This window comes from Streptomyces sp. CT34 (genome assembly GCF_000805335.1).
Classification (GTDB): domain Bacteria; phylum Actinomycetota; class Actinomycetes; order Streptomycetales; family Streptomycetaceae; genus Streptomyces.
On sequence record NZ_KN708638.1, the window covers coordinates 5476877 to 5501476 of the forward strand.

Annotated in this window: 21 protein-coding genes and 2 tRNA genes; 14 read left to right on the forward strand and 9 right to left on the reverse strand. The window is 72.4% G+C overall.

The window, feature by feature from the left end; genetic code table 11:
* Nucleotides 1–552: PPA1309 family protein (locus RZ84_RS37020; RefSeq protein WP_078894729.1), on the reverse strand; the 552-nt coding region annotated here is incomplete at its 3' end.
* 136 nt (nt 553–688) lie between these two features.
* On the opposite strand from RZ84_RS37020, the gene RZ84_RS23985 reads away from it, so the two are divergent.
* From RZ84_RS23985 to RZ84_RS24000, 4 genes are all read left to right on the forward strand, one after another.
* Entirely contained in the window at nt 689–3580 is a 2892-nt protein-coding gene (locus RZ84_RS23985) for a UPF0182 family membrane protein (protein ID WP_241778088.1), read from the forward strand.
* Between the two features lie 109 nt (nt 3581–3689).
* Nucleotides 3690–3763, forward strand: a tRNA-Met gene (locus tag RZ84_RS23990).
* 207 nt (nt 3764–3970) lie between these two features.
* Nucleotides 3971–5824 carry a tetratricopeptide repeat protein gene (locus RZ84_RS23995; protein WP_198540044.1) on the forward strand — a complete coding sequence of 618 codons (1854 nt, stop codon included), beginning with the start codon at nt 3971–3973 and terminating at the stop codon, nt 5822–5824.
* 121 nt (nt 5825–5945) lie between these two features.
* A tRNA-Met gene (locus RZ84_RS24000) sits at nt 5946–6019 on the forward strand.
* 206 nt (nt 6020–6225) lie between these two features.
* Here RZ84_RS24000 and RZ84_RS24005 read toward each other — a convergent pair.
* On the reverse strand, nt 6226–6642 hold the full coding sequence (locus tag RZ84_RS24005; RefSeq protein WP_043266018.1) for a Fur family transcriptional regulator: 417 nt from the start codon (nt 6640–6642) through the stop codon (nt 6226–6228).
* 160 nt (nt 6643–6802) lie between these two features.
* On the opposite strand from RZ84_RS24005, the gene RZ84_RS24010 reads away from it, so the two are divergent.
* A complete protein-coding gene (locus RZ84_RS24010) occupies nt 6803–8266 on the forward strand; it encodes a catalase (RefSeq protein ID WP_043266019.1) in 1464 nt (487 codons plus the stop codon).
* Between the two features lie 211 nt (nt 8267–8477).
* On the opposite strand, the gene RZ84_RS24015 is transcribed toward RZ84_RS24010, so the two are convergent.
* Both RZ84_RS24015 and hisN read right to left on the reverse strand, forming a co-directional pair.
* Nucleotides 8478–8879, reverse strand: a complete 402-nt coding sequence (locus RZ84_RS24015) for a CBS domain-containing protein (RefSeq protein WP_043270703.1) — start codon at nt 8877–8879, stop codon at nt 8478–8480.
* Nucleotides 8880–9081: 202 nt separating this feature from the next.
* Nucleotides 9082–9885, reverse strand: a complete 804-nt coding sequence (hisN, locus tag RZ84_RS24020; RefSeq protein WP_043266020.1) for a histidinol-phosphatase — start codon at nt 9883–9885, stop codon at nt 9082–9084.
* A 185-nt stretch (nt 9886–10070) separates the two neighbouring features.
* On the opposite strand from hisN, the gene RZ84_RS24025 reads away from it, so the two are divergent.
* The gene (locus RZ84_RS24025; RefSeq protein ID WP_052230137.1) at nt 10071–10784 is read left to right on the forward strand and encodes a TetR/AcrR family transcriptional regulator; all 714 of its coding nucleotides are present in this window, start codon (nt 10071–10073) and stop codon (nt 10782–10784) included.
* Here the strand turns inward: RZ84_RS24025 and RZ84_RS24030 are convergent.
* The 4 genes from RZ84_RS24030 to RZ84_RS24045 form a co-directional block, all read right to left on the reverse strand.
* Nucleotides 10760–11083, reverse strand: a complete 324-nt coding sequence (locus tag RZ84_RS24030) for a DMT family transporter (protein WP_043266021.1) — start codon at nt 11081–11083, stop codon at nt 10760–10762. The genes RZ84_RS24025 and RZ84_RS24030 overlap by 25 nt on opposite strands.
* 119 nt (nt 11084–11202) lie before the next feature.
* A complete protein-coding gene (rsgA, locus tag RZ84_RS24035; protein ID WP_043266022.1) occupies nt 11203–12210 on the reverse strand; it encodes a ribosome small subunit-dependent GTPase A in 1008 nt (335 codons plus the stop codon).
* 14 nt (nt 12211–12224) lie between these two features.
* Nucleotides 12225–13574 carry a 3-phosphoshikimate 1-carboxyvinyltransferase gene (gene aroA, locus RZ84_RS24040; protein ID WP_043266023.1) on the reverse strand — a complete coding sequence of 450 codons (1350 nt, stop codon included), beginning with the start codon at nt 13572–13574 and terminating at the stop codon, nt 12225–12227.
* Nucleotides 13575–13751: 177 nt separating this feature from the next.
* On the reverse strand, nt 13752–14465 hold the full coding sequence (locus RZ84_RS24045) for a M50 family metallopeptidase (protein ID WP_043266024.1): 714 nt from the start codon (nt 14463–14465) through the stop codon (nt 13752–13754).
* Between the two features lie 36 nt (nt 14466–14501).
* Between RZ84_RS24045 and RZ84_RS24050 the strand changes: the two genes are divergently transcribed.
* From RZ84_RS24050 to def, 8 genes are all read left to right on the forward strand, one after another.
* The gene (locus RZ84_RS24050; RefSeq protein WP_043266025.1) at nt 14502–15332 is read left to right on the forward strand and encodes an SOS response-associated peptidase; all 831 of its coding nucleotides are present in this window, start codon (nt 14502–14504) and stop codon (nt 15330–15332) included.
* A 139-nt stretch (nt 15333–15471) separates the two neighbouring features.
* Complete coding sequence (locus RZ84_RS24055) at nt 15472–16119, forward strand: alpha/beta hydrolase family protein (RefSeq protein ID WP_043266026.1); 648 nt, start codon at nt 15472–15474, stop codon at nt 16117–16119.
* 311 nt (nt 16120–16430) lie between these two features.
* Nucleotides 16431–17135 (forward strand): sigma-70 family RNA polymerase sigma factor, encoded by a 705-nt coding sequence (locus RZ84_RS24060; RefSeq protein WP_043270707.1) that lies wholly within the window; start codon nt 16431–16433, stop codon nt 17133–17135.
* Nucleotides 17132–17536 carry a mycothiol system anti-sigma-R factor gene (rsrA, locus tag RZ84_RS24065; RefSeq protein ID WP_043266027.1) on the forward strand — a complete coding sequence of 135 codons (405 nt, stop codon included), beginning with the start codon at nt 17132–17134 and terminating at the stop codon, nt 17534–17536. Before RZ84_RS24060 ends, rsrA begins: the two co-directional genes overlap by 4 nt.
* 162 nt (nt 17537–17698) lie before the next feature.
* Nucleotides 17699–19114, forward strand: coding sequence for an HD-GYP domain-containing protein (locus tag RZ84_RS24070; protein WP_043266028.1), 1416 nt, complete (start codon nt 17699–17701; stop codon nt 19112–19114).
* Nucleotides 19111–20418, forward strand: a complete 1308-nt coding sequence (locus RZ84_RS24075) for an HD-GYP domain-containing protein (protein ID WP_043266029.1) — start codon at nt 19111–19113, stop codon at nt 20416–20418. Before RZ84_RS24070 ends, RZ84_RS24075 begins: the two co-directional genes overlap by 4 nt.
* Nucleotides 20419–20758: 340 nt before the next feature.
* Nucleotides 20759–21754, forward strand: a complete 996-nt coding sequence (locus RZ84_RS24080; RefSeq protein ID WP_043266030.1) for a tetratricopeptide repeat protein — start codon at nt 20759–20761, stop codon at nt 21752–21754.
* Between the two features lie 66 nt (nt 21755–21820).
* A complete protein-coding gene (gene def, locus RZ84_RS24085) occupies nt 21821–22450 on the forward strand; it encodes a peptide deformylase (protein ID WP_043266031.1) in 630 nt (209 codons plus the stop codon).
* Nucleotides 22451–22553: 103 nt separating this feature from the next.
* On the opposite strand, the gene RZ84_RS24090 is transcribed toward def, so the two are convergent.
* Complete coding sequence (locus RZ84_RS24090) at nt 22554–24494, reverse strand: transglycosylase domain-containing protein (RefSeq protein WP_043266032.1); 1941 nt, start codon at nt 24492–24494, stop codon at nt 22554–22556.
* Nucleotides 24495–24600: the final 106 nt, after the last annotated feature.

Here is a 24600-nt window from a genome sequence, read left to right on the forward strand (position 1 = left end):
CGCCTCGAAGGTCGCGGCCAGCGCGTCCGCGAGGCCGGGAACGAGCGCCGAGCCGGTGAGCACCTCGGAGGTGGAGTCCTTCTCGCGCAGCCGCAGCGCGGACTCCCGGGAGCCGTCCCGCAGGACGCCCACCGTCATCCGGACCTCCTGGCGGTCGGGGTGCCCGGCGACCCACTTGGCGAGCTGGTCCTCGTCCATGCCCGCCGGCTGGGACTCCTCGGCGGACGGCGGCAGCATCAGCCGCTCCACGGTCAGCGCGCAGCCGGCGACGGCGTCGGGCCAGGCGATGGTGGCGAGGAACTCGTCCAGCGGGGCATCGGCCGGGATCTCGTCCTGCTCCACCGGGGTCAGGGACGCGCTGGTGGCGTCGTCGATGCCCAGTTGGGCGGCGAGCGAGGGCTCCTGTTCCCGCAGCTTGGCGGTGTCAACGAGGGCGAACAGTCGGGCGGGCTGGTCCCAGCCGAGCCCGGCGGCGTACTCGTCGATTTCGAGCACCGCGCGGGTCAGTGGGTCGGCGGCGAGGGGAGTGCCGTCAACGGGGAGGTTGGTCATGTCCCACATCGTGCCTTGTGGACCCCGGAAATCGGGAACCGAGTAAAGCCGTCGTAAGTTGCATCACTGGGTCCTACTATCGCCGGGCCTGTTCACCACCACAGCGAACTTCGAGGTGCGCACCTTGGCTTTCCAGATGCCGGACCGCGGCGGAGGCCCGACAGGGCCACGGATCAGAGTCGGTCGACCGTCGCGGCGGTTCCGGACCCTGCTCATGACGTTGGGCGTACTGGCCGTGCTGGCCATGCTCTTCGTGATGTTCTCGGGCTTCTGGACCGACTGGCTCTGGTATCGCTCGGTCAGGTTCTCCTCGGTCTTCACCACCACCCTGTCGACCAAGATCGGCCTGTTCTTCGCCTTCGCCGTCGTGATGGCGGTGACCGTCGGCGTCAACATCTGGCTGGCGCACCGGCTGCGGCCTCCGCTCAGCGCGATGTCCATAGAGCAGCAGAGCCTGGACCGCTACCGGATGGGCATCGCCCCGTTCAAGAAGTGGGCACTGCTCGCGGTGACGTCCGTGATCGGGCTGATCGCCGGGGCCTCCGCCTCCGGTGAGTGGCGTACGTGGCTCCAGTGGGTCAACGGCGTCCCGTTCGGCGAGACGGACCCGCAGTTCGGCAAGGACGTCTCGTTCTACGCCTTCGATCTGCCCTGGTACCGCTTCCTGTTGAGCTTCGGCTTCGCCTGCGCGGTGCTGTGCCTGGTGGCCGCCGCGCTGACGCACTACCTCTACGGCGGGCTGCGGCTGACCAGCCCCGGCTCCCGGGCGACCGCCGCCGCGACCGGTCATCTCTCGGTGCTGCTGGGCATCTTCGTCTCCCTGAAGGCGGTCGCGTACTGGCTCGACCGGTACGGCCTCGCGGTCAAGTCCAGCGGCCTGAAGTCGGCGGACAACTGGACCGGGCTGCGCTATGTCGACGCCAACGCCTATCTCCCGGCGAAGACCATCCTGTTCTTCATCGCGGCGATCTGCGCGCTGCTGTTCTTCGCCACCCTCTGGCGACGTACGTGGCAGCTGCCGGTGATCGGCTTCGGCCTGATGGTGCTCTCCGCGGTCCTCATCGGCGGCCTGTATCCGGCGATCGTCCAGAAGTTCCAGGTCCAGCCGAACGAGCAGGCCAAGGAAGCGCCGTACATCAAGCAGAACATCAAGGCGACCCGGGACGCGTACGGCATCCAGGACTCCGAGGTCACGCCCTACAAGGGCAACTACAAGCCGGCCGGCAAGGACGACAGTCAGCGGCTGCGGGACGACGCCGACACCACGGCCAGCATGCGGCTGCTCGACCCGAACGTGGTCTCGCCGGCCTTCCAGCAACAGCAGCAGGTGCGGTCCTACTACCAGTTCCCGTCCACCCTGGACGTCGACCGGTACAAGGACAAGGACGGCAAGGAGCAGGACACCGTCATCGGCCTGCGCGAGCTGAACCTCGCCGGCATCCCCGAGCGCAACTGGATCAACGACCACTTCAAGTACACCCACGGCTACGGCGCGGTCACGGCCAAGGGGACGGAGACCGCCGACGGCGGCGCCCCCGACTACACCGAGGCGAACCTGCCGTCCAGGGGGCAGCTCCCCCCGTACGAACAGCGCGTCTACTACGGCGAGAAGACCACCCAGTACTCCATCGTGGGCGGGCCCCAGAAGGAGCTGGACTACTCCGACGACAGCGGTGAGAAGAGCTACCGCTACCAGGGCAGGAGCGGGGTCAGCCTGTCCAACCCGATCAACCGCGCCGCGTACGCGGTGGCGTTCGGGGAGCCGCAGATCCTGTACTCCGGTGCGATCGGCGACGGTTCGCGGATCCTGTACAACCGCACGCCCAAGGAGCGCGTCGAGTCCGTCGCGCCCTGGCTGACCATCGACGGCGACGCCTACCCTGCGGTGATCGACGGCCGGATCCAGTGGATCGTGGACGCCTACACCACCAGCAACGGCTACCCGTACGCGTCGCGTACCACCCTCGGGGACAGCACCGCCGACTCGCTCACCAACGGCCAGCGGACGGTCATGGCCCAGCAGAACCAGGTCAACTACATCCGCAACTCGGTCAAGGCGACGGTCGACGCGTACGACGGCACGGTCAAGCTCTACCAGTGGGACACCAAGGACCCGGTCCTGAAGACCTGGATGAAGGCGTTCCCCGGCACGGTCGAGAAGAAGAGCGCCATCAGCCCCGCGCTGAAGGAACACCTGCGCTACCCGCAGGACCTCTTCAAGGTGCAGCGGCAGCTGCTGACCACGTACCACGTGACCGACCCGGGGACCTTCTACACCGGCTCGGAACGCTGGCAGATCCCCGGCGACCCGACCACCAAGTCCGGCAACGCGGTTCCGCCGTACTACCTGAGCATGAAGATGCCCGACCAGAAGGAACGGGCGTTCTCGCTGACGACGACCTTCACACCCAACAAGAAGGACAACCTCGGCGCCTTCATGGCGGTCGACGCCAATGCCACGAGCGGCGACTACGGCAAGATCAGACTGCTGAAACTGCCCGCACAGACACCGGTGCCCGGCCCGCAGCTGGCACAGTCGAAGTTCAACTCCGATCCGGTGATCGCCAACGAGCTCAACATCCTGAAGAAGTTCGGCGACTCGGAGATCGAGTACGGCAATCTGCTGACCGTCCCCCTGGACGGCGGGCTGCTCTATGTCGAACCGGTCTATCTGCGCGGTGCCAACACCAACTACCCACTCCTGAAAAAGGTGTTGGTCAGCTACGGCGACAACAAGCCCGTCCTGGAGAACTCCCTCAAGGACGCGCTGGACGTGGTCTTCGGCAAGAAGGCGCCGAGCGCCGGCACGGAGAATCCGCCCGGCGGCGGTGAGAACGGCCAGCAGCCGCCGCCTTCCGGCCAGACCGTGCAGCAGGCGCTCGGCGATGCCGAAAAGGCGTACGACGAGGGCGAGAAGGCGCGCGTCGCGGGCGACTGGGCCGCGTACGGCGAGGCCCAGAAGAAGCTCAAGGCCGCGCTGGACCGGGCCGCCAAGGCATCCCAGAAGGGCGGCAAGCCGGGCGGCTGAGCCGCTGCGGCGGTACCCGGGCCCGGTGGCGGCCGGTGCACAACCGGCGGCCACCGGGCCCGGGTGTCAACTGCCGTCCCGGCACCGTGGTACGTTGGGGTCACAACGGCGCGGGGTGGAGCAGCTCGGTAGCTCGCTGGGCTCATAACCCAGAGGTCGCAGGTTCAAATCCTGTCCCCGCTACTGAAGACCAAGGCCCGGATTCCTTGAGAATCCGGGCCTTCGTCATGCGTTCGGGTCAAAGCCGGCCAGAGGCGGGTCGCACGACCCATGTGGGAAAGCTGTGTGCTTGAGTTTGGCATGTCGCCGTGTCGGGAAGTCGACAAACCGCTGAAGTGACCTCACTGGCTGCGGTATACCAGGTGTACGCGGGTTACAGGTGATGCGACGATGGCTCTTATGGGGGACAAGGCAAGGTTGTTGGAGACGGACCGGTTTGTGCATGCGCCCGATGACGGGCGCGAATCCGAGATGCCGATGGACGCCATGGAGGCGGCCGAGGCCGCCGAGGCGTCTGACGCGGTGACCGAGACCGGCTACCGCCGGTCCGCCGAGGCGGGCGACACCGCCGCCATGAGCGCACTGGGCGCGATGCTGCTGCGCCGCGCCGACCTGGACGGGGCCGAGTCGTACCTGCGCTCCGCAGCCGCCGCCGGAGACCGCGCCGCGGCCAACAACCTCGGCGTCCTGCTGCACCAGCGGGGCTACGCCGACGAGGCCGCCGGGTGGTGGCGGATCGCCGCCGTCGCCGGCTCCGCCGCCGCCGCGCACGCCCTCGGCCGCCACTACCGCGAGCGCGGCGACGAACCGGCCGCCGAGTACTGGCTGCGCCAGTCCGCCGAGTCCGGCCACTGCCTGGGCGCGTACGCCCTCGCCGACCTCCTGGAGCACCGCGGCGACATCGGTGCCGAGCGCTGGTTCCGGGCCGCCGCCGAGCGGGGCCACCGTGAGGCCGCGTACCGCCTCGCCCGGCTCGTCGAGGACGGCCGCGACGCGGACCGCCGCGCGGTGCCCGCCTACGGCGAGTTGACGCAGCAGGCCGAGGCCGAGCAGTGGTACCGCCAGGCCGCCGCGCGCGGACACCGGCGCGCCGCGCTCCAGTTGGGCGCGCTGCTGGAGGACCGCGGCGACGTCCAGGAGGCGGGCCGCTGGTACCTGTCCGCCGCCAAGGACGGTGAGGCGCGAGCCGCCTGTGCGCTGGGCTTCCTGCTGCGCGACGCCGGGGACGAGGAGAGCGCCGCTGAGTGGTGGCGGCGCGCGGCCCAGGACGGCGACGGCAACGCCGCCAACGCGCTGGGCGCGCTGCACGCCGACCGCGGCGAACTGCAGACCGCCGAGCGCTGGTACCGCGCCGCGCTGGAGGCCGGGGACGTCAACGGGGCCTACAACCTGGGCCTGTTGTGCGCCGAGCAGGGCTCGCCCGGCCGCAGCGAGCAGTGGTACCGCCGGGCCGCGTACGCGGGCCACCGCGAGGCCGCCAACGCGCTGGCCATCCTGCTGCTCCAGCGCGGCGACGCCTCCGGGGCGGAGCCGTGGTTCTCCAAGGCGGCCGAGGCGGGCAGCGTGGACGCCGCGTTCAACCTCGGCATCCTGTTCGCCGGCCGCGGTGAGGAACGGCTGGCGCACTCCTGGTACGAGCGGGCGGCGTCGGCCGGGCACACCGAGGCGGCGCTCCAGGTCGCCATCGTGCAGCTGCGCGACGGCGAACTCCGGGACGCGGAGCGGAATCTGCGCTGCGCGGCCGGCGGCGGCAGCGCCGAGGCCGCGTTCCGGCTCGCCGACCTCCTGGACCGCCAGGCCGCGGAGGCGGGCGGCGCCGGGGTCGCTGACGGCGAGCGGACCGGCGACGACGAGAGCACGCAGTGGTACGAGCGGGCCGCCCGGCAGGGGCACCGCCGGGCCCAGGTCCGGGTTGGCATGTTCGCGGCGGCCCGTGGCGATGCCGTCGAGGCGGCGACCTGGTACCGCGCGGCGGCCGAGGCCGGCAGTCGCAACGGCGCCTTCAATCTCGGGCTGCTGCTGGCCCGTGAGGGCAGCCTCCCCGAGGCCGTCATGTGGTGGCGGCGCGCCGCCGAGGACGGCCACGGCCGGGCGGCGCTCCGGCTGGCGCTGATCGCCGCCCGGCGCGGTGCGCTGGCGGAGGCGCAGAAATGGTGCGGGCGGGCCGTGGAGCTGGGGCCGCCGGAGGTCGCCGAGCGGGCGGCGCGGTTGCGCACGGCACTCCAGGAGGAGCTGAGCGCCTAGCTCCGCGCCGTGCGGCCGGCCCGGCGCCAGTGACCCAGGGGCGGGCCAGGCGGCCCGCCCCCGGGGCGTGGAGGGGATTTGCGCTGGTCGTCGGGCCGGGGTTAGAGTTGTGCCACAACGACGCGGGGTGGAGCAGCTCGGTAGCTCGCTGGGCTCATAACCCAGAGGTCGCAGGTTCAAATCCTGTCCCCGCTACTGAAGACCGAGGCCCGGATCCTTCGAGGATCCGGGCCTCGGTCGTATGCGGTCGCCTAGCCGCTGCCGTCGACGCCGTCCCCGGGGAGCGCCGGTGCACGGACCGGTGGTCGGGCGGCGATGCGGAGTTCGCCCCGCCGCGGTCGGTGCGGTGCGGGCGTCGGCGGTGGGCGGGAGGCCCGGACGAGGGCCCGCTCCCCCTCGCCTCAGGAGTCGGAGCAGTTGGGGCAGATGCCCCGGTACGTCACGGTGACCTCGGAGACCTGGAAGCCGTAGCGCTCCGGTTCGGGGAGGGCGGAGAGCGGGTCGCCGTGGACGTGCACGTCGCGGATCGTGCCGCAGCGCGAGCAGACCAGGTGCTGGTGGTCGTGATGGGCGTTGGGGTCGTAGCGCTTGGCGCGGCCGTCGGTGCTCACCTCGATCACCTCGCCGAGCGAGACCAGTTCGCCGAGGGTGTTGTAGACCGTGGCCCGGGAGATCTCGGGGAGGCGTTCGGTCGCCCGGGCGTGCACCTCGTCGGCGGTGTAGTGGACGTGGTCCCCGTCGAGGACCTCGGCGACGACGCGGCGCTGTGCGGTCAGCCGCCAGCCGCGTCCCCGGAGTCGTTCCAGCAGGTCACTCATGCCAATCACCCATCACTCAGATAGACACCAGCGTACCAGTGGTGGTCCATCACCGGATCAGGTACGAGTTTCGTGCACTTCTTGACTTAGACAAAGTCCAATGTAGGATCGTGATCGGCGCAAGCCAAGGGCAGGTGAACGAAGACGTCAGGAGGCGCACGTGTCGGTAGAGAGCAGCACCGGACCGCTGACCACGGAGGCCGGAGCCCCCGTCGCGGACAACCAGAACAGCGAGACGGCCGGCATCGGCGGCCCCGGTCTGATCCAGGACCAGCTCCTGATCGAGAAGCTCGCGCACTTCAACCGCGAACGCATACCGGAGCGCATCGTGCACGCCCGCGGCGCCGGCGCGTACGGCACGTTCACCGTGACCGCGGACGTGACCAAGTACACCCGTGCGAAGTTCCTCTCCGAGGTCGGCAAGCAGACCGAGACGTTCCTGCGCTTCTCGACGGTCGCCGGCAACCTCGGCGCGGCCGACGCGGTGCGCGACCCCCGCGGCTTCGCGCTGAAGTTCTACACCGAAGAGGGCAATTACGACCTCGTCGGCAACAACACCCCGGTGTTCTTCATCAAGGACGCCCTCAAGTTCCCCGACTTCATCCACACCCAGAAGCGCGACCCGTACACCGGCTCCCAGGAGGCGGACAACGTCTGGGACTTCTGGGGCCTGTCGCCCGAGTCCACCCACCAGGTCACCTGGCTGTTCGGCGACCGCGGCATCCCCGCCACGTACCGCCACATGAACGGCTACGGCTCGCACACCTTCCAGTGGAACAACGAGGCGGGCGAGGTCTTCTGGGTCAAGTACCACTTCAAGACCGACCAGGGCATCAAGAACCTCACCCAGGACGAGGCCAACAAGCTCGCCGGTGAGGACCCGGACAGCCACCAGCGCGACCTGCGCGAGTCCATCGAGCGCGGCGACTTCCCGACCTGGACCGTCCAGGTGCAGATCATGCCGGCGGCCGAGGCGGCCACCTACCGCTTCAACCCGTTCGACCTGACCAAGGTCTGGCCGCACGAGGACTACCCGCCGATCGAGATCGGCACGCTGGAGCTCAACCGCAACCCGCAGAACATCTTCGCCGAGGTCGAGCAGTCGATCTTCTCCCCGCACCACTTCGTGCCGGGTATCGGCCCGTCCCCCGACAAGATGCTCCAGGGCCGGCTCTTCGCCTATGGCGACGCCCACCGCTACCGCGTCGGCATCAACGCCGACCACCTCCCGGTCAACCGCCCGCACGCCACCGAGGCGCGCAGCCACGGCCGCGACGGTGCGCTCTACGACGGTCGCCACGGCGGCCGGAAGAACTACGAGCCGAACAGCTTCGGCGGCCCGGAAGAGACCGGCCGGCCGCTGTGGCAGCCGGTCGCGGTGACCGGTGAGTCCGGCAAGAGCGCGGCGCCCTCGCACGCCGAGGACGACGACTTCGTGCAGGCGGGCAATCTCTACCGACTGATGTCGGAGGCCGAGAAGGAGCGCCTGATCAACAACCTGGCGGGCTTCATCGCCAAGGTCTCCCGCGACGACATCGCGCAGCGCGCGATCGAGAACTTCCGCACGGCGGACGCGGACTACGGCAAGCGGCTGGAAGCCGCGGTCCAGGCCCTGCGCGGCTAGCAGGAGCGCCCCGCGGCCGGACCGCCGCCGCTCACGCGGGGACGACCCCGGCCGCGGGACCGCTCAACTGCCGCTTGCCGTAAGAGCCGAAGAGGCCGGACGCCGTGGGGCTCCGGCCTCTTCGCGCGCCCTGGAGGGGAGCGTACGGCGCCGCCGGGCCCGCGGCAGCGCCACCAGTCCGGCCTGCGACTGTGCTGCCCGGCCCTCGGCCTCAGGCGGGAATCGCGGCCGCCCGCACCGGGGCGGCCGACCAGCAGCGGATGATGTCGCGGACCGAGACGACGCCGACCGGTTCGCGGTCGTCGAGGACGATGAGATGGCGGAAGCCGCCGCGCACCATGGCCTCCGCTGCGTCGTCCAGGGTCCAGTCCGGTGTCGCGAAGACCACGTCGGGGGTGGTGTGGCTCTGTGCGGTCTCCCGGTCGGGATTCTCGCCCGCGCCGAGGGAGTTGAGGATGTCGCGCTCGGTGAGAATGCCGATGCCGCAGGTGTCGTTGTCGAAAACCACGGCCGCGCCGATGCGGCGGGCCGCCATCAGCCGTGCCGCCTGGCGGAGGGTGTGAGCCGGCCCGATGGTGAGGACCACCGTGCTCATGGCGTCTTTGACGAGCATGGGCATGGAGTGGAGCCACCTCCTTGGTGCATGTGACCTTGCGAAGTGATTCACAAGTTCACAAACTGGGGGATTCTCATGTTCACATGCTCCGGTTGGTGCAACAAGGGGCAAATTCTGCACGCCTGTCCGAATGTCGGCCCCTCCGCAGGTCGGCGCCTGGATCCGGCGCGCCGGTCGGCTGCGGACCGGCCGCCGTACGTCAGTCCCGGGTGTCGCCGAGGTAGCTCAGCAGGTCCTCGTGCAGCAGCCCGTTGGAGGCGGCGGCGTTCCCGCTGTGCGGGCCGGGGCGGCCGTCCAGTCCGGTGAACCGGCCGCCGGCCTCCTGGACGATGACCGCGCAGGCCGCCATGTCCCACAGCGACAGCTCGGGCTCCGCGCAGATGTCCACCGAGCCCTCGGCGACCATCATGTACGGCCAGAAGTCCCCGTAGGCCCGGGTGCGCCAGCAGTCCCGGGACAGGTCGAGGAAGCTGGACAGCCGGCCGCGCTCCTCCCAGCCGGTCAGTGAGGAGTACGCGAACGAGGCGTCCTGGATGCGGCCGACCCGTGACGCGGTGAGCCGGGTCGCGGAGGTCAGGCTGCGGCCGGTGAAGGCGCCCAGGCCCTCGGCGGCCCACCAGCGGCGGTTCAGGGCCGGGGCGGAGACGATGCCGACCACCGGCCGGTCGCCGCCCTCGCCGCGCTCCATCAGGGCGATCAGCGTCGCCCACACCGGCACCCCGCGGACGTAGTTCTTGGTGCCGTCGATCGGGTCGATGATCCAGCGGCGCGGCCCGGAGCCCTCGCTGCCGAACTCCTCACCGAGTACCGCGTCCCGTGGCCGGGCGCGCTGGAGCTGGCTGCGGATCAGCTCCTCGGCGGATTTGTCCGCCTCGCTCACCGGCGTCATGTCCGGTTTCGTCTCGACCTTGAGGTCGAGGGCCTTGAACCGCTCCATCGTCGCGGCGTCCGCGGCGTCCGCGAGGACATGGCCGAGGCGAAGATCATCGTGATAGTCGGGCATGTGCGAACAGTATCTACTGGTATACGCCGGAGCCACACGGCCATGCCGGGCCCTACGGGTGGTGTCCCCGGGCGCGGCGTGCGGGCTCCCCCGGACGGTCCCCGTGGCGGCCCTTGACAGTTCCTGACGCCACGTCAATTCTGTGCGGGAGCAGCTGGTTCGGGCCCCGGCCCGGGAGGTGGCGGATGCCCTCGGCACGTGAAGCCCTCCTGGACGCCGCCTATGCGGCGCTGCTGGCCCGCGCCTGGACGGCCGTACGGATGGTGGACGTGGCGACCGCGGCCGGAGTGTCCCGGCAGACCCTGTACAACGAGTTCGGCGGCAAGGAGGGGTTGGCGCGCGCCCTCGTCCGCCGGGAGATCGACACCTACCTGGCCGGGGTGGAGCGGGCACTCGCCCCGGACGGGCCGGTGGCGGCCGGGTCGCCGGGCGACGCGGCCGGGCGGGTGGTCGCCGCGGCTTCCTGGACACTGCGGACGGCGCGGGTGAATCCGCTGGTCAGGGCCGCGCTGACCGGGTGCTGGGCGGACCGGCTGCCGACCCCGCCGAACGGTCCGGCCGAGCTCGTCGGCCGCTTCCGGGACCGCGCGGTCGCCGCGCTGGAGCCCGGCTGGCCCCGCGAGGAACTGCCCGCCCTGGGTGCCGCCTGCGAGACCGCGGCCCGGCTGACGCTGTCCTGCGTGGTCGCCCCGGCGGACGGCGCCGACCTCCGGCCGGCACCTGTCGGGCGGGCGCCGGGCCGGGTACCGATGCCGCGGCAGGGGTCGCGCCGGGAGCCGGAGAGCGAGGCGGTGGACCGGCTCGTACGGGGCGCGTTCGCGGGGCTGCCGGGCGGGGCGCGGCGGCCGGTCCGGGGCGGGCGGACGGTGCGGCGTCAGTGCGCCGAGCCCGACAGCTGAAGCCCGATGACGCCGACGATGACCAGGGTGATGGAGACGATCTTCAGGGTGGAGACCAGGTCGCCGAGGAAGACCATGCCGTAGATCGCGGTGCCGGCCGCGCCGATGCCGGTCCAGACCGCGTACGCCGGGCCCACGTCGAGCTTGCGGAGTGCCAGCGTCAGCAGGCCGAAGCTGCCGAGGGCGAACGCGGCGAAGGCGAGGGTCGGGAAGAGGCGGGTGAAGCCGTGCGAGAGCTTGAGGCAGACCGCGAAGCCGGTCTCCAGGATCCCCGCCACCACGACCAGCAGCCACGCCATGTCCCATTGCCTCCGTCAGCTCGATGACCGCTTCAGCCAGGTGACCACTCCGCCGGTACGGGCCCGGCCCCGGTGTGATTATGCCCGCGGCCCGGAGGGACGGCAGCGGATCGCCGCGCTCAGTCGCCCTCGCGTCGCTCGCGGGTGGCCAGCAGCCGGCGCAGCGAGTACAGCCGGGCCGGTTCGGCGTGTCCGTCGGCCACCCACTCGTCCAGTGCGCAGTCCGGCTCGTCGTGGCTGCACGCGCGCGGGCAGCCGTCGGTGCCCGGCTCCAGGTCGGGGAAGGCGTGGATGACCCGGGACGGATCGATGTGGGCCAGCCCGAAGGACCGTACGCCGGGGGTGTCGATGACCCAGCCGGAGTCGCCGGGCAGCGGCAGCGCGAGCGCGGAGGTGGTGGTGTGCCGGCCGCGGCCGGTGACCGCGTTGACGTGGCCGGTGGCCCGGCGGCGCTCCGGGACCAGGGCGTTGACCAGCGTCGTCTTGCCCACCCCGGAGTGCCCGACGAACGCCGTCATCCGCCCGGTCAGCTTCTCCCGGACGCGGTCGGCGGCGGTGCCGTCGGCGAGTTCGTCGCGGTTGGTGACCACGTACGGGACGCCGAGCGCGCCGTAGGACTCCAGCAGGGCGTCCGCGGAGGCCAGATCGGACTTGGTCAGTACCAGGAGCGGGTCCAGGCCCGCGTCGTAGGCGGCGACCAGACAGCGGTCGATGAGCCGCGGGCGCGGCTCGGGGTCGGCGAGCGCGGTGACGATGGCGAGCTGGTCGGCGTTGGCGACCACCACCCGCTCGTACGGGTCGTCGTCATCGGCCGTACGGCGCAGCGTCGAGGAGCGCGGTTCGACCCGGACTATCCGGGCGAGGGTGTCCTTGGCGCCGGTCAGGTCGCCGACCACGGCGACCCGGTCGCCGACCACCGCGCTCTTGCGGCCCAGCTCGCGGGCCTTCATCGCGGTGACCGTGCGGCCCTCGATGAGGCAGGTGAGGCGGCCCCGGTCGACGGTCAGGACCAGGCCCTCGGAGGCGTCCTCGTGCTTGGGGCGGATGTTCGTACGGGGACGGTTGCCCTTGCGGTTGGGGCGTACGCGGACGTCGTCCTCATCGGGGTTCTTGCCGTAGCGGCGCATGGCGGCGGCTGCCCTCAGGCTCTCCGGGCGGGGACCGCCAGATCGAGCATCTCCGTCCACAGGGCGGGGAAGTCGGGCAGCGTCTTGCCGGTGGTGGCGACGTTCTCCACCTCGACGCCCTCCACGGCGAGGCCGACGACCGCGGCGGCGGTGGCCAGCCGGTGGTCCTCGTAGGTGTGGAAGATGCCGCCGTGCAGCGGGCGCGGCCGGATGTGCAGCCCGTCGGCGGTCTCGGTGACATCGCCGCCGAGTTCGTTGAGCTCCTTGGTGAGCGCGGCCAGCCGGTCGGTCTCGTGCAGCCGCAGGTGGGCGACGCCGCGGAGCGTGGAGGGGGAGTCGGCGAGCGCGGCGACCGCGGCGATGCCCGGGGTCAGCTCGCCGACCTCGCCGAGATCGACGTCGATGCCCCGGATCCGGCCGCCGCCGGTGAAGGTCAGCCCCCGGTCCGTCAGCTCGCAGGAGCCGCCCATGGCGGTGAAGATCTCGCGCAGCGCGTCGCCGGGCTGGGTGGTGTGCTCGGGCCAGTCCGGGATGGTGACCCGGCCGCCGGTGACCAGCGCCGCGGCCAGGAAGGGCTGGGCGTTGGAGAGGTCCGGCTCGACGACCAGGTCGCGGCCGAGCAGGGCACCGGGGGTGACCCGCCAGACGTTCGGCTCGCCGCCCGCCTCCGGGGTGTCCACCTGGGCGCCGACGCCGCGCAGCATGTCCACGGTCATCCGGATGTGCGGCATCGAGGGCAGCGCCGCACCGACGTGGCGGACCTCCACGCCCTGGTTGAAGCGCGGCGCGGACAGCAGCAGGGCGCTGACGAACTGGGACGACGAGGAGGCGTCGATCTCCACCCGGCCGCCCTCCAGGGCGCCGCCGCCGAACACCGTCATCGGCAGGGCGCCGCGGTTGTCGTCGTCGATACGGGCGCCGAGGGCGCGCAGCGCGTCGATGACACCGCCCAGCGGGCGCTCGTAGGAGCGGGGGTCGCCGTCGAAGCGGACGGGGCCGTCGGCGAGCGCGGCGACCGGCGGCAGGAAACGCATGACCGTGCCGGCGTTGCCGACGTCGACGGTGGCCGGGCCGTGCAGTCCGGCGGGGATGATCCGCCATGCCTCGCCGCCGGAGGAGCCGGAAGAGCTGGAGGAGGCCGTCTCCTCGATGCCGACGCCCAGGGTGCGCAGCGCCTCGGCCATCAGGAGCGTGTCGCGGGAGCGCAGCGGGCGGCGCAGCCAGCCGGGCTCGGAGGAGAGGGCGGCCAGGACCAGGCCGCGGTTCGTGACCGATTTCGAGCCGGGCACGGTGACGGTTGCATCGACCGCCCCCGGGGCGACGGGGGCGGGCCACAGGGCGGGGAATGCGGGGCTCTCGGTCATGCCCTTACTTTAATGGCTGGGCAAGGGTGCCGATCTTGATCAAAAGCGGCGCAACCTGTACGAAACATGGCACTGGTAGTGCACCGGCCGGCCGGCGGCGTATACGGGGCGCCACCGCACCGCGGAAAAAGGGTCACCGGCGGCCGGGCGGCGCCGCCCGCCACGGGGCGCCGCCGGTCAGAGGCCGAGCAGCCAGCGCCCGCCGCCCATCAGCGAGCACAGCGTCACCACGTGGAAGAACCCGAGCCAGACGGCCGCCGGGACATGGGTCAGGCGGGCGAGCTGGTCCGGGTCGGAGTCGACGGCTCCGCCGCGCCGCCGCTTGCCCTGGAGCTCGAAGGGCGGCCGTATCCCGCCGAGCAGCAGGAACCACACCACCGCGTACGCGAACGCCGCCTGCACCTGCGGTGTCGTCAGCCAGGAGACCAGGAGGAAGGTGCCGCCCGCGAGGACGACGGTGAGCACGCCGTACGCGTTGCGGATCATCACCAGCATCGCCAGCAGCAGCGCGGTGGCGCCCCACAGGAGGGCCGTGATGTGCCCGGTGGCGAGCAGCGCGGCGCCCGCCAGGCCGAGCAGGGACGGGGCCGTGTAGCCGGCCGCGGCGGTCAGCACCATGCCCAGGCCGTGCGGCTTGCCCCGGGAGACGGTCAGTCCCGAGGTGTCCGAGTGCAGCCGGATGCCGTCCAGGCGGCGGCCGGTGACCAGGGCGATCAGCCCGTGGCCGCCCTCGTGGGCGATGGTGACGGCGTTCCGTGAGAGCCGCCAGGCGGTGCGCGGGACGACGGCGCCCAGGGCCAGCACGCCCGTGACGATCACCAGCCAGAGGCCCGGATCGGGCTGGGCCCCGAAGACCCGGTCCCATACGTCGGTGATGTGGTGGGTGTCCATGCTCTCCCCTTCGTGTGGCATGGCAGTGTGGCATGCATGTGCGGTAGGTATGCGGCGAGCCGTCGCCCCGAGGAACTGGTGGAGACCTTCGGCGTACGGCGGTGGGACCCGAAGGAGACCCTGGCGCCCAGTTGGAACATCGCTCCGACGGACAACGTGCGGGTGGTGCTGGAACGTCCCCTCAAGGGCGAGGCGGCCGCCGCCCTCCCACCGGGCCCGGTGCGCCAGCTGCGCACGCTCAAGTGGGGCCTGGTCCCGTCGTGGTCGAAATCACCCGAGGCCGCGGCGAAGATGATCAACGCGCGGGCCGAGACGGTGCACGAGAAGCCGTCCTTCCGGCAGGCGTTCGCCACCCGCCGCTGCCTGCTCCCCGGGGACGGCTATTTCGAGTGGGTCACCGACGCCGCCGAGCGGGAGCTGGAGGAGCAGGGCAAGAAGAAGCGGCCCCGTAAGCAGCCGTACTTCGTGACGCCCGCGGACGGGTCGGTGATGGCGATGGCCGGGCTGTACGAGTTCTGGCGGGACCGCACGCTGCCCGGCGACCATCCGCTGGCCTGGTGGGTGACCTGCACCGTCGTCACCACCGAGGCCGAGACCGCCCCGCTCGCCGGGGCCACCGGTGGCGGGGGCCCGCAGTCGCTCGCCGAGATCCACCCCCGGATGCCGCTGGTCCTGCCGCCGGACCGCTGGGACGCCTGGCTGGACCCGGCCCGTACCGACCCCGACGAGATACGCGAGCTGCTGGCGCCCCCGCCGGCCGGGCTGATGCGGGCCCACCCGGTCCCGACCGGCGTCAGCAACGTCCGCAACAACGGACCGGAGCTGGTCACCGAACTCGACGGCCCCGAGGTCGGCACGCTGTTCTAGGTCCGGTCGTCGAACTCCCGCCTGCCCGCCGACGCCCGGCCCGCCCTTCGCGCGGACGACGGGACTTCGGCGCCCGGACCCGGCGGAGTCCGGGGCGTGCTGCGCTGCCCTTCCCGTGCGCCGCGGGCAGGATGGGCGTATGAGCACAGGGGCGAACGAGAGCGAGACGGTCGGCACACCTGCCGGCGACGCGCGGATCACCTGGTACCGGGACGCCGAGCCGTCCCGGGCCGTGGTCGCCGTCGGTCACGGCGCGGGCGGCGGCATCGAGGCCCGCGATCTGCGGGCGCTGGCGGCGGCGCTGCCGGCCCGCGGTTACACGGTCGCGCTGGTCGAGCAACCGTGGCGGGTGGCCGGCAAGAAGCTGGCGCCCGCGCCGAAGACCCTGGACGCCGGGTGGACCGCGCTCTGGCCGGCGCTGGGGAAGCCGGGCCTGCCGGTGGTCGCGGGCGGTCGCAGCGCGGGCGCCCGGGTGGCCTGCCGTACGGCGCGCGAGCTGGGCGCCCACGCCGTGCTGGCGCTGAGCTTCCCGCTGCACCCGCCGGGGAAGCCGGAGAAGTCGCGGGCCGGCGAGCTGACCGGTGCCGGGGTGCCGACGCTGGTCGTCCAGGGCGGCCGGGACCCCTTCGGGCGGCCGGCGGAGTTCCCCGCGGGCACCGAGATCACCGAGGTGGCCTACGGAGACCACGGCTTCGCGGTGCCGAAGTCGGCGGGGGTGACCGAGGCGGAGTCGATGGCACAGCTCACCGACGCGGTGGTGGCGTGGCTGGACGGCATGTTCGGCTGACCGGCTCGCGGGCGCGCCGCCCGTAGCCCGGACCCCGCCGGACCTGCGCGGAAATCCCGCGGCGGACCGGGAATGATCCGGGATGCGCCCGCTGTTGTGCCTGGCGTAGGCAGTGGAGTACGTCCAGCGCACGAGGAATGGGAGTCCGCCGCATGGGAATCGCTTGCCCGGCCCGCCCGGCCGCCGACCTGAAGTGGTCGCCGATGCAGGTGACGCAGCCCGCCCTCGCTGGAGCGGCGGTGGCACCGGATCGTCGTCTATTCTCCGAATCGAGTGGGTCCGCGGCTGGATCCGCCATGGTGTTGGAGGAGGTGGGTCCGGTCACCGGTACCGACGCAGGGACCGACGGCACGGCGGCAGAGCAGACCGCTGGTCGGACGGAGAGCGACGCCGAGCGCAGCGCGCGCTTCGAGCGGGACGCCCTCGGCTTCCTCGACCAGATGTACTCCGCCGCGCTGCGCATGACGCGCAACCCGGCCGACGCGGAGGACCTGGTGCAGGAGACGTACGCGAAGGCGTACGCGTCCTTCCACCAGTTCCGGGAGGGGACCAACCTCAAAGCCTGGCTGTACCGCATCCTCACGAACACCTTCATCAACTCCTACCGCAAGAAGCAGCGGGAGCCGCAGCGCAGCGCCGCCGACGAGATCGAGGACTGGCAGCTGGCGCGCGCCGAGTCGCACATGTCGACCGGTCTGCGCTCCGCCGAGTCGCAGGCGCTCGACCACCTTCCGGACTCGGACGTGAAGGCCGCGCTCCAGGCGATCCCCGAGGAATTCCGCATCGCGGTCTATCTCGCGGATGTCGAGGGCTTTGCGTACAAGGAGATCGCGGACATCATGGGGACACCCATCGGCACGGTGATGTCCCGTCTGCACCGCGGCCGGCGCCAACTGCGCGGCATGCTGGAGGATTACGCCCGCGAGCGCGGGCTGGTCCCGGCGGGGGCGACGGCTGCGAAGACGCAGTCCGCGCCGGCGTCGGAGCCGCACGACCGGAAAGGCTCGGGATCATGAGCTGCGGAGAGCCGCACGAGAAGGACTGCTCAGAGGTCCTTGACCACCTCTACGAGTATCTCGACCGCGAGATGCCGGCGGGGGAGTGCGCGGAGTTCCAGGTCCATCTCGACGAGTGCTCGCCGTGCCTGGAGAAGTACGGCCTGGAGCAGGCCGTCAAGAAGCTCGTCAAGCGCTGCTGCGGTCACGACGACGTCCCCGCCGACCTGCGTTCCAAGGTCATGGGCCGGATCGATCTGATCCGGGCCGGGGAGGCCGTGCCCGAGGTCAGCGTGCTCGACCAGGCCCGGCACGAACAGGCCCAGCGGGAGCGTGCGGAGGCGTCGGGCGGCTCCGGCGCGGACGCCCCCGAGCCCGCCGGGACGTCCGAAGCACGCAGCAGGTCCGCGCGCGCCGAATAACGCCGCGCATCACCCTAAGGGGTGAGGGGTGGGGCGATTCGTCCCGCCCGATCCGCTGATGCGCCCTCTGCGGCGCCCCGGCCCCTCTATTCTCGCCGAACCCCCGCGTACCGCCGTCGTGGCCGTGGTGGGGCGTGCGCTGGGCAGGGTGAGGAGGGCGCGATGCGGGAACTCCCGGTGGCCGCGCGGGTGTATATCGGCTGCGCCGCCCTGGCCGCCGCACTGTGCGCGGCCCCCGCGACCCGGCTCGGCGCCGCCGCCCCCTGGACCGGCGCACTGGCGCTCGCCGCCCTGTACGGCCTCTGCGAACGGCTCCGCCGCTGCCCGCTGACGGACGGCCTGCGGCGGCACGCCGGCAGTTCCGACGGCGCCGGCGAGGAGTCCGGCAGCTTCCCCCAGGGGTGGGCGACGCCCGTCCTGCTCGCCGCGGCCCTGCTGCTGCCCCCGCCGCTGGCCGCGCTGACCGCCGTCCCCGGCGCCCTGCTCGGCCGGGCCGCCGCACCCTGGCCCGCCGCCCGCCGGCTCTGGCACGCCGCCGAACTCGCCCTCGCCTGCTGGTCGGCCGGCCAGGTCTTCCGGGTCTTCCGGGCCCTCGGCCGGCACCCGCTGGCCGCGCCGCACTTCCCGCTCCTGCTGCTGCCCGCCGTGGCCGCCGCCGCGGCGTTCTGCGGGGTGCTCGCGGCGCTGGACGGCGGGGTGCTGGCGGTCGCCGAGCGGCACCCCGTGCGCACCGCCTGGCGCGGGCTGCTGACCCGTTCGCTGGGGCCGCATCTGGTGCACGGACTGGCCGGGTTGATGATGGCGGTGCTCTGGCGCAGCGTGTACGGGCCGCCGGCGGCGCTGCTGGTGCTGCTGCCGGTGCACCTCTCCTGCTGGGTGTTCGCCCAGTACCACCGCGAGCGCGCCGCCCACCAGGCCACCGTCCGCGCCCTCGTCCAGGCCGTCGACATCAAGGACCGCTACACCCGCGGGCACAGCGAGCGGGTCGGCCGGGCGTCGGTGATGATCGCCCGGGAGCTGGGCATGGCGCCGGACCGCCTGGAGGTACTGCGGTTCGCCGGGATCCTGCACGACGTCGGCAAACTCGGCGTGCCCACCCGGCTGTTGCGCAAGGACGGCCCGCTGACCCCCGAGGAGCGGCGGATCATCGAGCTGCACCCCGAGTACGGGCACGAGATCGTGCGCGGGATCGGCTTCCTGGGCGAGGCGCGGGCGGCGATCCTGCACCACCACGAGCGGGTGGACGGCCGCGGCTACCCCTACGGACTGACGGGGCGTCAAATCCCCGAGTTCGCCCGGGTGGTGGCGGTCGCGGACGCCTTCGATGCGATGACCTCCACCCGCTCCTACCGCCGCGCCCGCCCGGTTCCGGCCGCCGTCGCGGAGCTGCGCCGGTGTGCCGGGGCGCAGTTCGACCCGCGGATGGTCCGGGCGCTGGCGGCGGCGCTCGACCGGCACGGCTGGCGCCCGGACGAGGTGACGGTGCGGGAGCCGGACCCGGGGCCCCCGGCGGCCGGCGGAAACGTCCCGGCGGTGCGGGCGCCCCGGTCGGGCGCCGGGCGGGGCGGCGTCCGGTGACCGGCCGCCGTACCGTCGCCTGCGTCCATGTCCCCGCCGCCGCGCTCGCCTGCTGGGGCCTCGGCCACACCCTCTGGAACGGTGTCGCCGAGCCCGGGAACGCGCTGGCCTTCGGCGTGCTGATCGCGGTGGGCGAGATGGTGCGCCGCCGGCCCACGGACCGGGCCGGCCCCTCGCCCGACCGCCACCCCCCAACGAGCCGCTTCGCGGCGCCCCTTGCCCCCGGCCGGCGGGAGGGCGCCCCGCTCGGCGCCGCCGGGGCGCTGGCGTACGCGCTGCTCGGCGAGGTGGGCGGGCGGCCGACGAGCCACGGCGTACCGCAGACCGTGGCGGTGGTGGTGGCGGCCGGTCTGGTGGGGCTCGTCCCGTATGTCGCGCGGGGCGGCAGCCCGGCACTGGACCCGCTCGCCCGCCGGGTGCTGACCGTCGGCTTCGCCGCCACCTGCTTCCAACCCCTGTACGACACCGGCACCTTGCGCACCTGGGGCGCGGCCGGTCCGCTCCGCCCGCTGTTCCTGGTCGGGCTGCTGGCGCTGACCGCGCTGTGCGACGCGGTGCTGGCGGCGGCGCTGGCCCGGGCCCGTACCGGCTGGCCGTACGGGCCGCTGCTGCGCGACGAGTTGCGCGCGCTGCCCGGGATCGGGTCGGCCATCTGCGCCACCGGCGTGGTCATCGCGCTGGCCACCGCGGTCGCCGGGCTGTGGGCGCTGCCGGTGTTCTGTCTGCCGCTGATGCTCACCCAGTTCGCCTTCCGCCGGTACGCGGCGGTGCGCGCCACCTACCGCCAGACCATCGCCTCGCTGGCCCGCGCGACCGAGATCGCCGGCTACACCCGGCACGGCCACGCCCGCCGGGTCGCCGCGCTGAGCCGCGCGGTGGGCCGTGAACTGGGGCTGGGCGCGGCGGACTTGGACGTCCTCGAATATGCCGCGCTGATGCACGACATCGGCCAGCTCTCGCTCGTCGACCCGGTGCCGGGCGGCGCCACCGCCCCGCTGCCGCCCGCCGACCAGCGCCGGATCGCGCTGCTGGGCGGCGCGGTCGTACGGCAGACCGGCGTGCCCGCCGAGGTCGCGGTGATCGTCGAGCGGCAGGCGGATCCGTACCGGGAGCAGCCGGTCACCGCCCGTATCGTCCGCACCGTCAACGCCTACGACGATCTCGCCGCGCGCTCCGCGGGGCCGGGGGCGCCGCTGCGCGCCCTGGAGGGACTGCGGCTGGCCACCGCGCAGGACCACGAGCCGCGGGTCGTCGAGGCGCTGTCCCGGGTCCTGGCGCGCGGCGGCCGGCAGGCGGGAGTTTGACGACAGGGCCCTGGGCAACGCCTGAGCCCGGTCCGCGGGCGCCGGGTCCGGAACGGGCGGATACGGTGCCCGGCCGTCGAGCGTTCGCGGCCCGTCCACCGTCCCGGAACCCATGGGTAATGAGCGCCCTGCGAGATGGGCATGGTTGGATGCGAAGGAAGCCCCCCGAAGGGGGATTCAGGGGGTCGGCGAAGGGCAAGGAGCCGCAAGGGGGGCGCAGCACACCGGGCTGAGCCCGACGGCAATCTGTGGCAGGTTGTCGAGTAGGCCCCCCAGAAGGTCCCGGGCACCGTCCGGGACGCCTCCGGAGCGGCACAAGAGCAACCAGCAGGCGGGAATCGTGAGGATCTTCGGCAAGGTACGGCACCGGCCCTCCGCCTCGTGGCGGCAGGCGACCGACCGCGCTTTCACGCTGATCGGCGACGGCCGTTACGAGGACGCGGGGGCGCTGCTGACGCGCGCGGCGGACATGGAGCCCTGGCTGTCGGAGTCCTGGTTCAATCTCGCGCTGCTGCACAAGTTCCGGCACGACTGGGAGCAGGCGCGGGCCGCCGGACTCCGCGCGGTCGCCCTGCTGGACCGCGAGACCGGGGCGCCCGACTGGTGGAACGTGGGCATCGCCGCCACCGCCCTCCAGGACTGGCCGCTGGCCCGCCGCGCCTGGCAGGCGTACGGCCTCAAGGTGCCCGGTGAGGGCTCCCCGACCGGTGAGCCGCTGGGGATGGCCCTGGGCAGTGCCGCGGTCCGGCTGTCGCCCGAGGGCGAGGCCGAGGTGGTCTGGGGCCGCCGGCTGGACCCGGCCCGTATCGAGGTGCTGTCCATCCCGCTGCCGTCCTCCGGGCGCCGCTGGGGCGAGGTGGTGCTGCACGACGGTGTCCCGCACGGTGAGCGGGTCACCGCGGCCGGCGGCGCCAGCCGGGCGTATCCGGTCTTCGACGAGATCGAGCTGTGGGCGCCCTCCCCGGTCCCCACCTGGGTGGTGCTCCTGGAGGCCGCCACGGAGGCCGACCGGGACGCGCTGGAGCGGCTGGCGGCCGACGCCGGGTTCGCCGCCGAGGACTGGTCGTCGTCGGTGCGGCTGCTGTGCCGTACGTGCTCGGAGAGCCGGATGCCCAGCGACGAGGGCGACGGCGAGCACCTGGACCCGCACGACCACAGCGAACCGGGCCACCCCGGGCCGCTGGGGCACCGCACGGCCGGCTCCGGCTCGCTGTGGGTCCCCGAGCGCGAGTGCGGGATCGCCGCGCCCGCCGCCCTGGTGCGCGGTCTGCTGGACGGCTGGGTCGCGGACAGCCCGGACAGCCGGGAATGGCGCGATCTCGAAGAGGTCTGCTGAGAGCCGGTGCGCGTCCCCGTAGTCTGTACGGGACTATCAGGGTTTTCAGGAAGGCGTACGGCGGAGATGGCCCAGCACGAGCACGATCAGCAGGTGAGCGACGAGTTCGTCGACGATGTCACGGACGCGAAGGAGCGCGAGGAGGCCCACCGCGCGCGCGGCACCTCGCGCCCGATCACCGTGGTCGGCAACCCGGTGCTCCACAAGGAGTGCAAGGACGTCACCGAGTTCGACGACGCGCTCGCGCAGCTCATCGACGACATGTTCGCCAGCCAGCGCACCGCCGAGGGCGTCGGCCTGGCCGCCAACCAGATCGGTGTGGACCTGAAGGTCTTCGTCTACGACTGCCTGGACGACGAGGGCGTGCGGCACGTCGGCGCGGTGTGCAACCCCGTCCTGGACGAGCTGCCCGCCGGGCGCCGGGTCCTGGACGACTCCAACGAGGGCTGCCTCTCCGTCCCCGGCGCCTACGCCGAGCTGCCGCGCCCCGACTACGCGGTGGTCCGCGGCCGGGACGCCAAGGGCGAGCCGATCGTGGTGCAGGGCACCGGCTACTTCGCGCGCTGCCTCCAGCACGAGACCGACCACCTCTACGGCTACCTCTACATCGACCGGCTCTCCAAGCGCGACCGCAAGGACGCGCTGAAGCAGATGGCCGAGCGGGAGCCGCGCTACCCCGTGGTCGCCAACGACTGAAACGACGGAAACGACCGAAACGACTGAACAGGCGCGCGGGGGCCTGGGGCCCGTCCGGCGGGTCAGAGGCGGGTGGTGCGCCCTTGACCCCCTCGGCCAGGCCCTACGACGTGCCCTGATAGGCGGTCCAGACCTGGGGCGGGAGGGCAGTGCCCAGCCCGGTGCCGGGGCCGCCGACGCCGTTCAGCGGCAGCAGCTGGGGCGCTCCCGGCTTGTTCCGGAAGAGGGCGATGGCGGTGGTGGGCTCGTCGCCGTCACCGGTGCCCTTGTCGGCGGCGGGGGCGCGTTCGGCGCGGACGTGGGAGCCGGCGTCCCAGAGGGGGCCGGCGTCCGGGCTGCCGACGAACCACGCCGACTTCATCCGGTCCCCGGGCTCGGCGACCCCCGCCGCGACCGGCCGGCCGGCGGGCTTGCCGCCCGGGGAGCCGAGCGTCCGCCGGCCCACCCCCTCCAGCGTCCACGTCACCTGCTGGGCCACCTCGGGCGCCAGGACCCGCTGCGGGTCGCCGCGGTCGAAGCCCGCGACGCTCTGCCCGCCGTAGGTCATCCTCGACACCGCGTACGGCTCGGCGTGCAGCCCGCCGTTGGCGAAGGTGGTGTACGCGCTGGCCAGCCGGACCGCGCTGGGTGCCGAGGTGCCCAGCGGGAAGGTCTGCTCCAGCTGCGCCAGGCTCTCCTTGCGCAGCCCGGCGGCCAGTGCCAGATCCCGGATCCGGTCCAGCCCGAGGCGCTGCCCGGCCTGCACGAACGGCGCGTTCTCGGCCCGCATCAGGGCGCCGCGCAGATCCCCGGACCGCTTCTCCACGGCCGCCGGGTGCGGCTGGTCGCCGAACTCCTCGGCGTCCTGCTGGAGGGAGGCCGCGAGCACGAACGGCTTGAAGGCGGAGCCGGCCGGGACCGCGGTGGTGTCCGCGTTGTTGCTGAAGTGCCGGGTGGCGTCGGCACCGCCGTAGAGCGCCACGATCGCGCCGTCCTTGGGGCGTACCGAGGCCGCGCCGAATTCCGCGTAGGTGTCCTCGGGGCGTTTCTTAGGGTCGATGTTCTTGGCGCGGACGTCGTCGACGGCCTTTTCCAGGCGGCGGGTGCGCGTTTTGTCGAAGGTGGTGTGGATGCGGTAGCCGCCGCGGGCCAGGTCCTTGTCGGTCAGCCCGGTGGCGCTCTTGACGAACTTGTTGGCGATATCGACGAGATAGCCGATCTGGCCGGCCTGGCTGGTGGGCTTGGTCACCGGGCGCGGCTCCGGGAATTCCCGGTACTCGGCCCGTTCTTCCCCGCTCATCTTCCCGGTGGCGACCAGCCGGTCGAGTATCCACTTCCAGCGCGCCACCGCCCGCTCGTGATTGGCCTTGCCCAGCCCCGGATCGTACTGCTCGGCGCCCTTCAACAGAGCGGCCAGCAAAGCACCCTGGCTGGGATTCAGGTCCTTGGCGTCGATGCCGTAATACGCGTGCGCCGCCGCCTGTATGCCGTTCGAACCGCGGCCGAACCAGCTGGTGTTGAGATAGCCGCGCAGTATCTCCCGTTTGGATTTCTGGTTGTTGACCTTCAGCGCGATGATGAATTCCTTCATCTTGCGGGTGGCGGTCTGGTCCGGGGAGAGATAGGTGTTCTTCACATACTGCTGGGTGATCGTGGAGCCGCCCTGGGTGTCCCCGCCGGAGAGCATGTTCACCACGGCGCGGCCGATTCCGGTGAACGAGACGCCGGAATCGCTGTAGAACGTGGCGTTCTCGGCGGCTATCACCGCGTCCTGGACGTGTTCCGGCACTTTGTCGAGGGTGACGTTCTGCCGGTTGACCGCGCCGACGCTGACCATCTGGCTGCCGTCCGCCCAGTAATAGACGGTGGCCTCCTTGCCGGCCTGCGCGTTCTCGTTGGGGATGTGGACCTTGGCGTAGACGACCGCGAACAGCCCCGCCAGGCAGGCGACCGCGAACGCTCCGCAGCCCAGCCACAGCCGCCAGGACGGCAGCCAGCGGCGCGGGCCCCGCTTCCCCTGGCGCGGATAGTCGAGGTACCGGCGACGTTTTTTCGTGCCCTCCATACTCGCGTAGATGCGGTGGAGACGGCCCCGGTTGCCGGTCCGGCCACCCGCTAATCGAACGCTCACAATCGGCGGATGGCCGGAACGCGCCGGCTGTCACGGTGCG

Excerpts from the sequence above, each read along its gene's own strand:
- RZ84_RS23985 (WP_241778088.1), top strand. The coding sequence starts at position 689 with ATGCCGGACCGCGGCGGAGGCCCGACAGGGCCACGGATCAGAGTCGGT.
- RZ84_RS23995 (WP_198540044.1), top strand. The coding sequence starts at position 3,971 with ATGGCTCTTATGGGGGACAAGGCAAGGTTGTTGGAGACGGACCGGTTT.
- RZ84_RS24005 (WP_043266018.1), bottom strand. The coding sequence starts at position 6,642 with ATGAGTGACCTGCTGGAACGACTCCGGGGACGCGGCTGGCGGCTGACC.
- RZ84_RS24015 (WP_043270703.1), bottom strand. The coding sequence starts at position 8,879 with ATGCTCGTCAAAGACGCCATGAGCACGGTGGTCCTCACCATCGGGCCG.
- hisN (WP_043266020.1), bottom strand. The coding sequence starts at position 9,885 with ATGCCCGACTATCACGATGATCTTCGCCTCGGCCATGTCCTCGCGGAC.
- RZ84_RS24025 (WP_052230137.1), top strand. The coding sequence starts at position 10,071 with ATGCCCTCGGCACGTGAAGCCCTCCTGGACGCCGCCTATGCGGCGCTG.
- RZ84_RS24030 (WP_043266021.1), bottom strand. The coding sequence starts at position 11,083 with ATGGCGTGGCTGCTGGTCGTGGTGGCGGGGATCCTGGAGACCGGCTTC.
- rsgA (WP_043266022.1), bottom strand. The coding sequence starts at position 12,210 with ATGCGCCGCTACGGCAAGAACCCCGATGAGGACGACGTCCGCGTACGC.
- aroA (WP_043266023.1), bottom strand. The coding sequence starts at position 13,574 with ATGACCGAGAGCCCCGCATTCCCCGCCCTGTGGCCCGCCCCCGTCGCC.
- RZ84_RS24045 (WP_043266024.1), bottom strand. The coding sequence starts at position 14,465 with ATGGACACCCACCACATCACCGACGTATGGGACCGGGTCTTCGGGGCC.
- RZ84_RS24050 (WP_043266025.1), top strand. The coding sequence starts at position 14,502 with ATGTGCGGTAGGTATGCGGCGAGCCGTCGCCCCGAGGAACTGGTGGAG.
- RZ84_RS24055 (WP_043266026.1), top strand. The coding sequence starts at position 15,472 with ATGAGCACAGGGGCGAACGAGAGCGAGACGGTCGGCACACCTGCCGGC.
- rsrA (WP_043266027.1), top strand. The coding sequence starts at position 17,132 with ATGAGCTGCGGAGAGCCGCACGAGAAGGACTGCTCAGAGGTCCTTGAC.
- RZ84_RS24070 (WP_043266028.1), top strand. The coding sequence starts at position 17,699 with ATGCGGGAACTCCCGGTGGCCGCGCGGGTGTATATCGGCTGCGCCGCC.
- def (WP_043266031.1), top strand. The coding sequence starts at position 21,821 with ATGGCCCAGCACGAGCACGATCAGCAGGTGAGCGACGAGTTCGTCGAC.
- RZ84_RS24090 (WP_043266032.1), bottom strand. The coding sequence starts at position 24,494 with ATGGAGGGCACGAAAAAACGTCGCCGGTACCTCGACTATCCGCGCCAG.